Origin of the sequence: Bartonella sp. AD24XZML (assembly GCF_042196485.1) — a bacterium.
GTDB lineage: Bacteria > Pseudomonadota > Alphaproteobacteria > Rhizobiales > Rhizobiaceae > Bartonella.
This window is the reverse complement of record NZ_JBHIQH010000042.1, coordinates 1-15328: the sequence shown is the minus strand read 5'-3', so window position 1 is coordinate 15328 and position 15328 is coordinate 1. Positions and strand designations below refer to the sequence as shown.

10 protein-coding genes and 1 pseudogene are annotated in these 15328 nt (G+C 37.2%); 2 read left to right on the top strand and 9 right to left on the bottom strand.

Translation table 11 applies throughout. The annotated features are described in order from the left end of the window. Positions 1-195: 195 nt before the first annotated feature. The 6 genes from ACFIMX_RS03745 to ACFIMX_RS03720 form a co-directional block, all read right to left on the bottom strand. The gene (locus ACFIMX_RS03745) at positions 196-441 is read right to left on the bottom strand and encodes a DUF4170 domain-containing protein (RefSeq protein WP_375618600.1); all 246 of its coding nucleotides are present in this window, start codon (positions 439-441) and stop codon (positions 196-198) included. A 46-nt stretch (positions 442-487) separates the two neighbouring features. Then, positions 488-1294: a 3'(2'),5'-bisphosphate nucleotidase CysQ gene (locus ACFIMX_RS03740; protein ID WP_375618599.1), complete on the bottom strand. Its 807-nt coding sequence runs from the start codon at positions 1292-1294 to the stop codon at positions 488-490. Next, positions 1281-2612, bottom strand: a complete 1332-nt coding sequence (locus ACFIMX_RS03735) for a TldD/PmbA family protein (protein ID WP_375694049.1) — start codon at positions 2610-2612, stop codon at positions 1281-1283. Before ACFIMX_RS03735 ends, ACFIMX_RS03740 begins: the two co-directional genes overlap by 14 nt. 1203 nt (positions 2613-3815) lie before the next feature. Beyond that, entirely contained in the window at positions 3816-4265 is a 450-nt protein-coding gene (locus ACFIMX_RS03730) for a hypothetical protein (RefSeq protein ID WP_375694048.1), read from the bottom strand. Positions 4266-4788: 523 nt separating this feature from the next. After that, complete coding sequence (gene rsmD / locus ACFIMX_RS03725) at positions 4789-5355, bottom strand: 16S rRNA (guanine(966)-N(2))-methyltransferase RsmD (RefSeq protein WP_375640698.1); 567 nt, start codon at positions 5353-5355, stop codon at positions 4789-4791. After that, positions 5336-6736 (bottom strand): pseudouridine synthase, encoded by a 1401-nt coding sequence (locus ACFIMX_RS03720; RefSeq protein WP_375694047.1) that lies wholly within the window; start codon positions 6734-6736, stop codon positions 5336-5338. The genes rsmD and ACFIMX_RS03720 overlap by 20 nt, the downstream gene beginning before the upstream one ends. A 268-nt stretch (positions 6737-7004) precedes the next feature. Between ACFIMX_RS03720 and ACFIMX_RS03715 the strand changes: the two genes are divergently transcribed. Next, the gene (locus ACFIMX_RS03715) at positions 7005-7451 is read left to right on the top strand and encodes a nucleoside deaminase (protein ID WP_375694046.1); all 447 of its coding nucleotides are present in this window, start codon (positions 7005-7007) and stop codon (positions 7449-7451) included. A gap of 646 nt (positions 7452-8097) precedes the next feature. Here the strand turns inward: ACFIMX_RS03715 and ACFIMX_RS03710 are convergent. The 3 genes from ACFIMX_RS03710 to ACFIMX_RS03700 all read right to left on the bottom strand — a co-directional run bounded on the left by ACFIMX_RS03710 (position 8098) and on the right by ACFIMX_RS03700 (position 13727). Next, entirely contained in the window at positions 8098-8589 is a 492-nt protein-coding gene (locus ACFIMX_RS03710) for a hypothetical protein (RefSeq protein ID WP_375694045.1), read from the bottom strand. Between the two features lie 177 nt (positions 8590-8766). Beyond that, complete coding sequence (ileS, locus tag ACFIMX_RS03705; protein ID WP_375694044.1) at positions 8767-11682, bottom strand: isoleucine--tRNA ligase; 2916 nt, start codon at positions 11680-11682, stop codon at positions 8767-8769. A 248-nt stretch (positions 11683-11930) separates the two neighbouring features. Beyond that, positions 11931-13727, bottom strand: coding sequence for a porin (locus ACFIMX_RS03700; RefSeq protein WP_375640694.1), 1797 nt, complete (start codon positions 13725-13727; stop codon positions 11931-11933). A gap of 680 nt (positions 13728-14407) precedes the next feature. Here ACFIMX_RS03700 and ACFIMX_RS03695 point away from each other — a divergent pair. Then, positions 14408-14656 (top strand): annotated as a pseudogene (locus ACFIMX_RS03695) (Arm DNA-binding domain-containing protein); the annotation flags it as partial. Positions 14657-15328: the final 672 nt, after the last annotated feature.

The window sequence follows — 15328 nt, the reverse complement described above, 5'->3', positions numbered from 1 at the left end:
ACCTTGCAGGAACACCATTATGAAATGGGTTTAGGTGCTTTGGGAGATGTTTCTTAAAAAAACATATGAATTTTAAACAACAAGCATATTCTTTTTTACGGCATTCTATTTTACCCGAAGAACGTACCTATGAAAAGGACGACTAAACAAAAGCATGAAGCAATCTACAGGTTATAATAACCAAATATTCAAGCTTTATTCTGCATCGCCTAACTCAGCATCAAGAAACTGATGCAAATCTACAATGTAATAACGTTGTAATGCATTATCTACACTGCTTTGTGCTTTTGCCTGCCATGCTTCTTGAGCGGATTGATAATCTGAGAAAATACCAACCACATCTAAATCATCAGGATTCTTAAATTGATTACTGTTAAGATTTTTTAATTCCCCACCAAATACAAGATGTAAATATTGTTTTTTTCCTTTGGTTTCAGTCATATGTGCCTCCATATCATTTAGATTATTTTAGCGCGCTTTTACGTGATTAAACTAACTTTGTTTGACGAACAACATCTATCATATCTTGACAGCAATTATTTTTACCAGCAATTAAAAGTCCATACTGGTAAGGTTCAATTCCATAAGATAGTAAAGGGGCATCAAGCGATAAAAAACACCCTCCACACTCCTGCAAAATAAGATCAGCAGCGGCAATATCCCATTCATGACAATTTGGACGAACTAATACGATATCAATTTCATCTTGAGCAACAAGAACAATACGATAAGCAAGAGAAGGAAGATAATGGTAAAGACTGACTTGATTGAGAAAATCATCTGGTAATTTTTGTGCGAGCGATTTATCAAGTGAAATTTTATATTTTCGATGAACCTCAAAGGCTAAACGAGGAAGTTTTATCCCATTTAATGTTGCCCCTCCACCTGTTACAGCTGTATAAACATCTCCTTGAGCCGGACATTGTAGAACGCCCACAATAGGACGCCCATTCTCAATAATGGCAACCGAAATACACCAATAAGGATTGCCAGAAAGAAAACCACGCGTTCCATCAATAGGATCAACAACAAAAGAGCGCTCATAATAATCTTGTTTTTCTCGATTATCTTTTGTTTCTTCTGAAATCCATCCATAATTTGGACGAGCTCCAAGAAGCCTCTCTTTCAAGAAATGATCAATAGCAAAATCTGCTTCACTAACCGGGGAATTACCTTCTTTAATCCAGACATCCAACGTGCATCCAAAATACCGCATTGCTAAATCTCCTGCCTCTCGACAAACGTCACGCAAAAGATTTAAATCAGAAGAATGATGCGTGTTATTTTCCTGCAAGTGTCATCCCTTCAATTAACAATGTTGGAGCAGCTGTACTATAACGCCGATCAATATCATTGGCAGGTGTTAAATGTGCTAACATATGAAGCAAATCAGAACCTAGCGTTACTTCACTTACCGGATAAGCAATTTCACCATTTTCAATCCAAAAACCGGAAGCCCCACGACTATACTGACCAGTAATAAAATCAATGCCATGACCGAATAATTCGGTCACATAAAATCCATTTTGCAAATCTTTTATCATATCGCAAGGCGATACTAAACCCGGTTCAATAGCAAAATTTGTACTGGTCGGCTGCACTAATGATGCCGAACGCATACCGTGTCCATTTGTTTTAAGTCCCAATTCACGAGCTGTAGATGATGAAAGAAGCCAATTTTTTAAAATACCATTTTCAATAATATTGAGTGTTTGCCCCTCTACCCCTTCTCCATCAAAAGGATGAGAAGCATTTCCACGTAATCGCAAAGGTTGATCGGTTACATTAACATTAGGCTTCATCACTTCCTTGCCTAGGAAATTCTGTAAAAGACTCGTTTTTCGAGCCACAGAGGCTCCATTGACCATAGATGCGATATGCCCTGCAATTCCACGAGCCGTACGCGGATTAAAAATAACATCAACGCTCCCAGTCGCCGCACGAACTGCACCCAAACGTCGAACAGCACCAAGCCCTGCATTCTTTCCCACACTTTCTGCTGCCTCTAAATCAGAAAAATGTAAGGCTGTTGTATAATCATAATCCCGCTCCATCTGTGTTCCTTCACCTGCAAGAGCACTACAAGAACGTGAAAAACAACTTGAGCGATAGGCTCCACAAAAACCATCGCTGGTCACAAGAATAAACCCACTACGGCCATAAGCTGTTGCAGCGCCACCAGAATTGCTTACACCTTTAACATCAAGAGCTGCTGCCTCCGTTTTTAAAGCATCTTCTGTTAAAAAATGACTGCTGGGTACAAAATCATCAAAAAGATCAAGATCTTTAGGATACTTAACCAAACACTCTTTATCTGCCAAACCTTCAAATAAACTATCGGGAGAAGCTTTAGCCATCGCAACAGCACGTTCCGCAAGTTCTTGCGGATAAGATCCTAAATTAGCAGAAACACTTGCTACTTTTTTTCCAACAAAAACCCTTAGAGTAAAATCATTGCTCTCTGCTGCTTCTGTCGATTCGACTTTCCCAAAACGAACTGATACACTGGTAGAATGAGCATGAACAATAACAGCATCAGCAGCATCTGCCCCAGAACGCTTTGCTGCTTCAACCAGCGAAACAGCTTTCTCAATCTGGTTTTTGTCAGTCATTATAGACTCCCTAAAATATTTTATTATTTACATTGATAAGCATTCTGACAAATTTATACAAATCAGAATATAACTCTTGTGTATTGATTCATAAGATTATGCACATTCATGCATTCTTTTTCTTTTAATGCATTAAATCATTTCCCTTTTAGCTTCTTTATGAAAAGACGTAATATGCCGTATATGCCGTAAAATCTCTTTAGTTTCAAGATTTCTCATGGGCACTTATCATTTTAGGAGCCAAATCTACACTGACAATCAAATCAACAGAACAATTGGCAATTAACAAAAGTCTTAGCAATAACACTTGAATTTAAGCCAAAATCCTCAAAAATTCAAAAAGCATAAAATGATCTAAATCACAGGTCTTCCTTCCTCTGGGTAGTAAAAAACTTACCTCATATCTTTCCTATAGCATTCTTTAATTTCCAAGCAAGAATCAAGAAAATGCCTTATATTTGTATACACTTCTTTGCTTCTATAAACTCTCTCATAATGAGACGGCACTCTTGTAAATGAAACAAAACTTAAACAGAGTAAAAAATATTTCCTTCCATTATGGTTTCAACAAAATGAGCAGTCACAAACTTCTTTACCCTAATGGACGTAATATCATAAAGAACTCATTTTTTATATTTAAAAGTAATCAAGAAATTATCTTGTAATCTTTCAATAAAATTAACAGTTTGATTTATACTTATAATTTATTGTTTTGTAATTTGTATAAAAAAGCCTAATAGCATAAAATTCTCTTTGTTTCGAACCTATTCATGTTGAGTCAATCACAACTATTTGCGAGCATATCATGAATAAGGGGCATATGAATGAAACCTATTTAAGAAGAAATCAAAATGCCTCTTATGAAGGTTTTAAATGCAAAAAATATTGCAACATTAGAAACAGGAAAATATTATGACGATATGGACCTACATCATAGAGAAGTAATGAACTTCTGAAACTTTCTCATTTTCAATGAAGAGAGCATCTTATAAGCTTTTATATATAAAAAAAATTCAATGAATTTCATAAGATTTTTAGCGCAAAATTAATCCCGTAAGATGCTTTTACACGATTTCAACCGCTAACTAAAAAATGCTCCGTAGCTCATTGGTTTACCGTATACTCATAACTGATTCCATTTTAATAATAAGTTATAATTTCTGCACCTTTTTAAGGTATTAACTTCTTTATAAATGCACCCCCTTACAAGATGCTTTTGTTTTCAGTAAGAGCACGTCTACTCATTTCAATCATTGTATCGCGAAGATGTAACTTAATTTTTGACCCAATAATCACTCCAAAGAAAGGAGCAAGTAAGCCAGACATAATTACAGTATGACGAATTTTGTTATTGGAAGCACCAGATTTTGTTGAACAAATATATTCATGATTAAAACTCATACGTGTAAAAGGAAATTTAGCATAATCAGAAAAACAAACATTTTTTATAACTTTATCAAGCGTAAAAGTTACTTTCGGTCCTTTTTTAGGTTTCATTTGCCCTACAGCTCCTACTTTAAAAGCACCAAAAAGTTCTACCCACTTAAGTTCGTGATCCCAAGAAGGCCATTTTGCTACGTCCTCCCATATAGCCCAAATTTGCTCAGCACTTGCTTCTGTGCTAATCTTTTCACTATATATCCAATTAAACATGATAATCTCCCCTTTTTTACAAATTACTTATCTTTATTGATAAAGAATAATATAAAAAATTATCCTTAAAGCTGCACAACGATAAGATACTTAATACTCTCAGATTTACTTAATATGTAATGATTAAATCAACAAGGGATACTACTAAACTAAACACACAAATATTCAGGATAAATGAACAATATTTTCAATACTAAACAAAATATCTTTTTTAAATTTATACAATAACAATATAAGATATAAATGCAGACTGCATAGCTTAAAGCTTTCAACTGCTGATGAAATGTGATGATTAAGGTATAGCAGAAAAAATTAGACAAAAAAGATCATAACTATTATCGAGGAATATATATCCTATTGGAGAAAAAACATCCTTCTATAGTAAAGCTAATAAAAATTCATCAATTCCTTTAACATTAGAATCTTTTATTGATTTTCTGCTTAACCTTTTAAAAACCATATAAAATGAAGAAAACTGTGTAAAAGCATTTTTTCATCCTATCGGATAAAAACAAGAACTTTCTCAAGATGTAAGCGATCGTAATTTATAGAGACGTATTGCTGTTTCACCATAAAAACGCTCATCATCTAGATAAAAGACGTCAGGTAAATGAATCATTGTATCTTTCTTTTCTTCAAGTATGAAGAGTGTATCAGCTTTTGCCCACCCTCCTCGCAAAGCTTCTACAAAAGCACGTTGACCTAAACAATGGCTATAGGGAGGATCAGCGCAGATAACATCAAATGGAAGCATTGTTCCAATATTACCGAGTTTGGTTGCATCTCGACGCAAAATCCGCCCTATTGACTGTAATTCAAAGGCTTCGATATTTTTTTGAATTACCCCACGCCCCTCAACCGAGTTTTCAACAAAAACAGCAGCCTTTGCTCCACGTGAAAGCGCTTCGATGCCTAAAGCACCAGTCCCAGCAAAAAGATCAAGAATGCGTTTATTGGTCCAAAATTGTTCTTCACGGCTAGAAAGAATATTAAAAAGGCTTTCACGTGTACGATCACTCGTTGGGCGAATCGACTGATTAACAGGCGAAAACAAAACACGCCCAGCAAATTTACCGCCTATGATCCGCACGTGGACCTCCAAATCGCTTCGAAGTTTTTGCACCGTCCCTATGTGGATTAGATTTTTTCATAGCACCACCAAACGATTTTACCTTTTTCTTTCTCTCAAAAGAATGCTCATCATGACCACCTTTTATCATTTTCTCTTTATCCTTTAAAAAGCGATCTTTCTTACCAAAGGGATGCGTCTCTTCATAAGATATTTTACCATGTTTTTGAACAAAACTTTCCCTCTTCTCTTTGTATGACGGACTTTCTTTTAGTTTTTCTTTGCCTCGATGAAAGGACTTTCTACCATCCAAATCGCTCTTATGATCATGCGATTTCTCCTCACTATAGGAAGGCTTTCTACGTGCACTTTGCGGACGTGCACCAGGAGCCATCCAAACATTAGCACGGCGAGAACGCGGTAGAAAACGCTCTGCTTTTCCTTCTTCACTTTTCTCCTTCTTTACATTCTCGTGAGACTTTGTACTTAATCGTGCGCGACTATGTTCAACAGAACCATCTCTTGGTCGGCGTCGTATCGCCCTTTCACTTGAGAAAACCCAACCATCATTTGCAACAGAAAGATCTTTCTGGCTTTGCTTTTCTGCAACAACTGCAGAATTTGAAAATGGCTTAAGAATAGGAGCATCAAAATCTGCATTGGCTTGCATAATTAAACGCTCACCCAACTGATCTCGTAACATCCGCCCTTTTAACTCTTGCACGGCTCCTTCTTCTAAATCAGAGAGATGAAATGGACCATACGATACACGTATTAATCGATTAACTGATAATCCCAATGCCCCTAAAACATTCTTTATTTCACGATTTTTTCCTTCTCGCAAAGCGACAGAAAGCCATACATTCGACCCTTGTTCGCGTTCAATTGATGCTTCAATCGAACCATAAAAAATACCATTAATCGCAATACCATTTTTAAGGTTATCCAACGCGCTCTGCTTGACTCTTCCATGAGCACGGACACGATATTTGCGGACCCACCCCGTTACAGGAAGCTCTAATACACGCGCTAAGCCACCATCATTGGTTAAAAGCAAAAGCCCTTCCGTGTTAATGTCAAGCCTTCCAACAGAAAGAACACGCGGCATTCCTTTTGGTAAATTACTAAATACTGTAGGTCTGCCTTCAGGATCACGGTTCGTGGTGACAAGACCTGCTGGCTTATGGTAAAGCCATAAACGCGTTCGTTCTATAGGAGGTAAAGGTTTGCCATCAACTTTAATAACATCAGAGCGGCTAACATTAAAAGCAGGCGTTGTCACGACTTTACCATTCACAGAAATACGACCTGCAACAATCATCATTTCTGCATCTCGACGCGAAGCAATACCAGCACGCGCTAACCTTTTAGCAATTCGTTCACTCTCATTATTTTCATTCATTTGCGTTTCAAACCAATCTTTGCAAGTATGTTCAGAAAATTATTCACATGCACCATACCGCTTATCCTGAAAAAGGAAGTAACATAATCATTTATCATTTTCTATCCTTTAACGACAATAATGTATCTGTCGACTTGCAAGTTTGTTTTAAACTCTTAAAAAATAGAGGTATTCTTTTCATTATAAAAGCGTAATAAATTATTCATTCCATAGCATTCCTTATCGAGATAACCTTTAGATTTTCTATACCTTCAGTAGAAAGAATATTATGACCTTGACGCCCATGGAAATAGCCCTTTTAGAAGCGCAAGAGGCTGCAAAAAAAGATGAAGTTCCCGTAGGTGCTATCATTACACGTGGAAAAGCGATCATTGCACGCGCTGGTAACTTTATAAAATCTGCATATGACCCTACAGGACACGCAGAAATACGCGCAATCCGTATGGCTTGCGAAACATTGCAAAGCGAAAGACTTCCTGATTGCGATCTTTATGTAACACTTGAACCTTGTGCTATGTGTGCCGCTGCCATTTCATTTGCACGCATACGACGTCTCTATTATGCAACAAATGATCCCAAAGGAGGTGCTATAGAAAATGGCCCACGTTTTTATCAGCAACCAACCTGCCATCACAAACCTGAAATTTATTCTGGTTTTAAAGAAAAAGAAGCAGCTCAATTACTTAAAGACTTTTTTGTACAAAAGCGATACTAAAAATAATTCTTCTTCCATAACTTTCACTCTTTAAAAACTATCTTACTTCTCAAAAAAGACTGTTAATTCTTCTGACATATATATAGCAAAAGCTATTTCGAAGCATTTTTCTCTCTTTTAATTCTGCATATTGTTTCTATTAGATGATACATTCATTCAAAAGAATAATTCATTATTTTGTATATAAAATATAAAGTCCAAAATATCGTAGATATACTCTCATTTCAAATTATATTGAAACAGTAAAAATCACTTTCTTGCACATCATAAGCGGAATTATCGTCTGGATAAAGAATGTTTTAGAAAAGACTAAAAATGTCTCTTATGAAAGCTCTCAAATGCAAGAATTATAGCAACATTGGAGTCTGTAAAATAAAATGATGGTATCCACTTTCTCCTTCCTAAGCATAAAGTATTGGAGCACAATAGATTTTACGTTATACTGTCCACATGAGCAATGTTGTAAAATGAGCGTGAGAAATGTTTCTTGTTAGGAAACGCATAAGGACTCTCTCGATGCTGTTGCCATATTGCTATTTCATGAGAATAACACCCTCCTACAGCAGCATTATAACTGTGCGTGAATGAGAGCTTGGTATCATTAGTAATTGGAAAAATACTTTACTTTAAATATTTTGTCTTTCCCCTATCGACCAATAGGTGCGGTTTTTGCCGGTTGGCGATAACTTAAAGGTGGTTCAGTGAGATAGCGACGGTATTTTGAACTTCCAACTTGTGCTCTCTGACGACGTAAATATTCCTGTCGTTGCTTCGCATTCAACTGTGAAGGGTTTTCTAAACCAACGCCATTAACTGACGATCCTTTGTGAGGAAAAGGAGTATTTCCTTGATGCTTCTTCGATGCTGCCATTTCATTGACAGATCTATCTTGTTGTGGTACCGGCAAAAATCTGCGTGAACTAGGGCTTGGTATTACAAGTTTTGGATGAGGTTTCATAACAATCTGGCTGCTGTTATTTGTTGGTGTTAATGAAGTGATATTAGCAACATCTTCAAAAAACTGTATTGAAACTGGTTTATTGGTACCATAGGTAGGAGCGGATAAATTGCATCCCGTTAAAACAAAACACATCCCTAAAATTCCTATTGGAAATATTTTTATTTCACGTTTTCTCACTGCCTATTCCATTTCTTAGGTGTATGGCTGATTAATATTCCCGTTATTTATGAGAGAATGGTCCATACACAAATTTCCCCCCTGCAGATAAAACAACGGAATTTTTTTCGTACCACAAAAAACTATATTCATCAATATGAGAAATTTACCTGCATTTCTTTCCTTTGATCTAAAGCTTTAAATCTTGCCAAGAATCTGCAATTCCCGCAAAGCAGCTGCATCACGAGCAGATACATCCGGATAAGCTGGATCACTTCCAACATCTTGTGTATAACGCCATGATCGAGCACATTTTTTTCCTAATGCCTTCTCTGGATATACACCAACACCTTCAACATCATTCAAAGTAAAAGCATCAGAAGGTATTGTGTCCTGCGTAATTGTGAGTGCACTGGTAATACAGATCTCCGCCATATCCACATTTTCTAATGCCTCTCGTAAAACCAGATTGGAAATAAAAACAATAGGCGCAGCTTCCAAAGAGGATCCAATACGTTTATTAGCACGTTCAAGCTCTAAAGCACCTGTCACAACTTTACGGACCTGCCGAATTTTTTTCCAACGCTCAGCCAAAGATTGGTTTTGCCATTCTTCTGGTACAGAGCGAAATTGTTCCAAATGCACCGATTGGCTTTCTGGGTAACGCTCTAACCAAGCTTCCTCCATAGTAAAAGGTAACATTGGAGCAAGCCATGTTACCATACGCTCAAAAATCTCACGGACAACCTGCAAGGAGGCCTTGCGTTTTTTTGATGAAGGCGCATCACAATAAAGAGAATCCTTGCGGATATCAAAATAAAATGCCGATAACTCAATGATTGAAAAATCCAATAATGCACGCATAATCTTTTTAAAATCAAATTCATCGTAAGCGCGATTAATCAACTGATCAAGTTCAAAAAGCCTATGCAATATAAATTTTTCAAGATCCGGCAGTGCACCATAAGATACTTCTTCTCCATCATCATGTGCTAAAGTTCCTAGCATCCAACGAATTGCATTGCGTAGTTTACGATATGAATCCACATTTGTTTGAAGTATTTTTTTGCCTAAACGCTGATCTTCCCAATAATCGGTTGTCATAACCCAGAGACGAAAAATATCAGCTCCAGATGTTTTAATGATCTCTTGCGGAACAACCGTATTGCCTAAAGATTTAGACATTTTTTTACCATTCTCATCCAAAGTAAAACCGTGTGTGATCACGGACTTATAGGGAGAACAAGCACGCGTACCACAGCTTTCCAAAAGAGAAGATTGGAACCATCCGCGATGTTGATCTGAACCTTCAAAATAAACATCAGCAGGCCATTTCAAATCAGCCCGATCTTCTAACACAAAGCTATGGCTGGCTCCAGAATCAAACCAAACATCCAAAATATCATAAACCTGTACCCAAGGCTCATGTGTACGCTCACCTAAAAAACGTTCACGTGCTCCTTCAGCAAACCATGCATCTGCCCCTTCTGCTTCAAAAGCCCGTAAAATACGCTCGTTCACACCTTCATCTTTTAGAATAACACCATCCTCATTCGCAAAAATACAAATAGGAACACCCCAAGAACGCTGACGAGAAAGAACCCAATCAGGACGATCTTCTATCATAGAAGCTAGGCGGTTTTGTCCAGAAGACGGCACAAAACGCGTTTTTGAAACAGCTTCCAAAGCCCGACTACGTAAAGTTGAACCATCCCCAAAATCTTTATCCATTGAAATAAACCATTGTGGTGTATTGCGAAAAATAACGGGTTTTTTTGAACGCCAACTATGGGGATAGGAATGCTTTAAACGCCCCCGTGCAAACAATCGATCTGCTTTAATTAAAGCGTTAATGATCTCTTTATTGGCATCACCCATTTTTCCATTATCATCAATAACACGTGCAGGTCCTCCTTCACGATCTGGTCCTAAACCTGGAACATCTTTCGTATAGAACCCTGCATCATCAACAGGAAACGGTATAGATGAATCAATCCCCGCTTGCTCCAGTAAGGACTTATAATCATTCCAAATTTCAAAATCCTCACGCCCATGGCTTGGTGCTGTATGAACAAAACCTGTACCAGCACTCTCTGTTACGTGCGAACCATCAAGCAATGGAATTTTAAAGTTATAGCCCCCAGCCAAACCTTTGAGTGGATGAGAAAGAACAAGAGCTTTCAATTCTTCAGCAGAAATAACACGCAAACGCTTCAAAACAAGTTTGGCTTTTTCTGCACAACTCATAGCTAATGCATCAGCAAAGAGAAGTTTTTCTCCGGCTTGAGGACCAAAATCATTTTCAGTACTTTCAACTTTGTAAATACCATAAGAAATCTGCGAAGAATAACTCACTGCACGATTGCTTGGAATTGTCCACGGCGTTGTTGTCCAAATGACGACATAAGCACCATATAAATCATCAGAATTTGCTTCAAAGATAGGAAACTTAACCCAAAGCACCTCTGATTCATGATCATGATATTCAATCTCAGCCTCTGCCAAAGCCGTACGCTCTACAACAGACCACATCACCGGCTTGGAACCACGATAAATCTGATCTAACATAGCAAATTTTATCAATTCACTGGCAATGCGTGCTTCTGCATGAAAAGCCATTGTAGTATAAGGCGCGTTAAAATCTCCCACAACACCAAGGCGTTTAAATTCTTCACTTTGAACGGTTACCCAATGCTGTGCAAATTCACGGCATTCTTTACGAAACTCGTTAAGAGGTACCTCATCCTTATTTTTTCCTTGTGCTCGATATTTTTCTTCAATTTTCCATTCAATTGGAAGCCCATGGCAATCCCAACCAGGTACATAATTTGCATTAAAACCGCGCATTTGGAATGAACGGACAACCACATCCTTTAGAACTTTGTTTAAGGCATGCCCAATATGAATATGACCATTTGCATAAGGTGGACCATCATGAAGAATATAAAATGGACGATCTTTTGCTTGTTGGCGCAATTGCGCATAAAGCCCCATATCTTCCCAACGCGCCATCAATTCAAGCTCTTTTTGCGGAAGCCCTGCACGCATAGGAAAATTTGTCTGTGGGAGATAAAGAGTTTTTGAATAATCTATTGTTTCATTTTTCACAGCCATTGTGAAATATTCCTGTCCACTTTTACGATTTCATTTTTGCATAACTTCCCTGAACCCTGCAACTCTGGTTTTTATCTATAGGGAAAGCCGAGCTTATCATTCGTATTAAGCAGCGATCAGGAAAATATATCATCACAATCTATGGGCTTTATCATGAAATTCACAAGAAAAGAAACCAAAAATTGATCTTTTAAAAAATAAAGGCTCCACTAATAGTGGAGCCTTTTAGAAATTTACTCTTTTAAAAATTAGAATTTATAAGCTACACCAACACGGAAATCATTGGTTTTGTAGTTAACTTCAAGTTTTTCCTTTGCAAATTTCTTTTTACCAAAATCAGAGTAACGATATTCTGCACGTACAATCACATTATCCAAAACCGAGAAATCAACACCACCACCAAGTGTGTAACCAATCATGGTTTTTGTTTCATCAGATAAGTTCTTAGAAGAAACGACTCTTCCATCCTCATCCTTAACGAATATTGATACAGTGTCTTGGAACTGCCCATAAGCAATACCGCCAGCAAGATAAGGCATAAAGCGATCAGCAGCAAAACCAATACGTACCCGTGTAGCACCACCCCAATTTTGTTTGAAAGTATGATTTAAAGTTTCAACTTCATCCTCTTGATCAAGACCAAGTTCAGAAGCCATCTTTTTTATTTGTTCTATACCATATATACTGGAATCGTTCTTATCCACCGCTTGTGTACTTTGTGCAGCGTGTCCAGACATATTCTGTCCACCATGAGAACGAGAAGCATGTGGATTAGTACCATTCGGATGAGCACCAGAGCTACGCCCACCTGCATGAGGTGCACCATGCGAATTAGCATTTCCGCTACCATGGGAAGAACTATGATGACCTCCGTTTTGGGCTCCGCTTGTTCCATTGGAATATTTTGCTGAATCAGAGGTTGACCCTGATCTCGCGAGTACAAGTGATGAACTCGGTACTGTTTTTTCTGCTGATGGTTGTGATACAGATTGTACCGGTGTAGGTGCTTTTACTGCTGGCTGTACTTCTGGTGTTGTTACAGTAGGTTTTACTGGTGCAGGCACTACTGATACAGTAGCTGATCGCGATGCTGACTGCACTGATGTTCCTGCTCCTGTTGTAAGGGATGTCGATTTAGGTGCAGCTGGTTGTGATCCACCTACCGATGCCCCTCCTGTATCTGATCTTCCTGATGAGGACGATGGCAATTGCACTGATTTTGTCCCTGTACTGGAGAGTGTTAGTTTAGATGTATCAGCTGCTTGTATTCTCTCCTTTAATACTGTCGTTGTAGTCGTTCCTGCTTGTGGTTTTGTTACTTGATTAGCGGAAACTGCTTGTACTCCTGACGATTCAGATGTTAACGTTTTTGATGGTAGAGTTGACACTACTGGCGTTTTTGTTGAATTAACATCGCCTGTTTGTTTGGATTGCACTGCTTCTGAGGCTGCTGGTGCAAGTTTTCCTGACGCAGATCCTGTTGCTGGCGTCCCTACTACTGCAGCTCCTGCACCAGCAGGTGTTCCTGCACCTGCAGATCCTCCTGAAGCGGCTTTTGCTGCTTGCGTTTGTGCCTGTGTTCCTATTGCTTCTTGTGTTGGTTGAAGCGTTGGTAGGCTTGCTGATCTGCGGGATCTTACGACTGCATTTTCTACTGTAGTGTTATCAGCCGCACCTATGGTAATGGTCTTTGTGTGTTTTTTTCCAGATATTATTAAATCCGTATCGACGCCAAAAATAAAGTTATCACCGAGATCAATATTAGAACCTGCATAAAAACCACCTACAAAACCTGAAAGTTTAGGAGAGAACTCTTTATCCAGGGGTAAACTCTTTTCTTGACCAACAAGAGCCACATCAGCTTTGCTCGAAAAACCACCAGCTTGGACACCTAAATAAAGACCTGTCCATGAAAAAGTAGGTGCAACAATGGTAGAAGTAGTCGATGATGCTGGCTGATGAGGAATCATAACATCAGCAGCTAGTGCTGTAGACGCTGAAATTAAAGAAAAAATAGACGCTGTTATTAAACGTTTTGTATTCATAAAATCTCTCCAAATATCCAAAATGAAATTCATATAGAGCATCTTTTCTGAAATATCTGTAGCAAAAATGACACACTCACAAAAAAATAAAGATTTTTTGAAAATAAGGCTTCTTAAACTTTTATTTGCATTCAATGAGAATTTGTAAACTAAATCACACTAGAATTATGTGTCTTAAAGTTGGATTCATTTTCATTAAATTTTCGTATAACTGTTAATGATAATATTCTTTTATAAATTTCTTTTTACCGAAATCTGAATAACAGTATTCTGCACGCAATAAACTATCATCTGTTATTGCAAAATTAATGCCCGCGCAAACAGTGAAATCAAATATTGTCTTTTTTAAAACCAAGCGCCATCAAAGTTTCATCTATTTATCAGCATGATCTACTTTTAGTACTTTAGCAATAGTATTTTGTATCTAAAATTCAGAAAACAAAGAACTTATTCAAACACTCGCAAAAAAACTTTTAGATTCTTTGCATAAGCATCTTCATCACGCCACATCACTTTGATTTATAATGATAACTTATTGTTTTCATATTGAATGAAAAAACTAATACTGTAGGATTCTATCATTTAAAATCTGTTCCATGTTGTATTAATCAAAATCACTCATTTGCACATAACAAGTGGGATGAGTGTGTGGGTAAAAACTGTATAAGAAAGGATTAAAAATGGTTCTTATGAATCATCTTAATGCAAGATCTGTCGCAACATTGGGGTCTGGCAAATATAACGATGGTGCCGGCTTGTTACTTCATAAGCGTAAAGATCGAGGTGCTCAATGGCTTTATCGTTATACCATTCATGGTCGGCGCCGCGAAATGGGATTGGGTGCTTTGAGAGATGTTTCTTTAAAACAAGCCCGTGAATTGGCAACAGGATGGCGTTCTGTTTTGCATGAGGGGCGTGACCCCAATAAGAATACACATTATAAATAAAAACACAATAAAGTCAATATGTTGAGTGCAATTATTTTATATGAATCCACTTAAGAATCCACACTTTTATGCATGATTCATTTGACTATTTTTTATATAAGATTGGCATGTATGAATAGACCATAAAAAGCAAATCATGATGCTAATATTATAACGCATGTAAACGTTCAATGAAATGAAAAGCAGATATCATTCATAATAGTTTATAAATTTTATGATACGTTTTTATCATAACACAAATCACATTGTTTAAAATTTAGTCGTTTGGAACTATCGATAACATATGTTTAAAGATTACTTCTTATTTTAAAGATTGGATTGTTAATCGCATAAAATAACAAATTAACGTTCGCCAAAATTGGCGAGCGCAAAATCTAAAGAGTGTTATAGCAATATTAGATCATTCTATAAGAGGGTAATCGTTTGAAACTGTTATAAGGTAAATTGTATCAAAAGATACGCATTTATAGAAAATAGAGATCATATAATTTTTCCCCAAATTGGGAAAAACCTTTAAAATGGCATTAAAGAAATTAACTGTTTGAAACTGTCATAAGCTTATAGGTTTAATTTATAAAGATTGCATAAAAGGATTAAGGATAAGATCGCTTTTAAAACGCTTACTAAAAATTTAGAAAACGATAGGCAGGCATT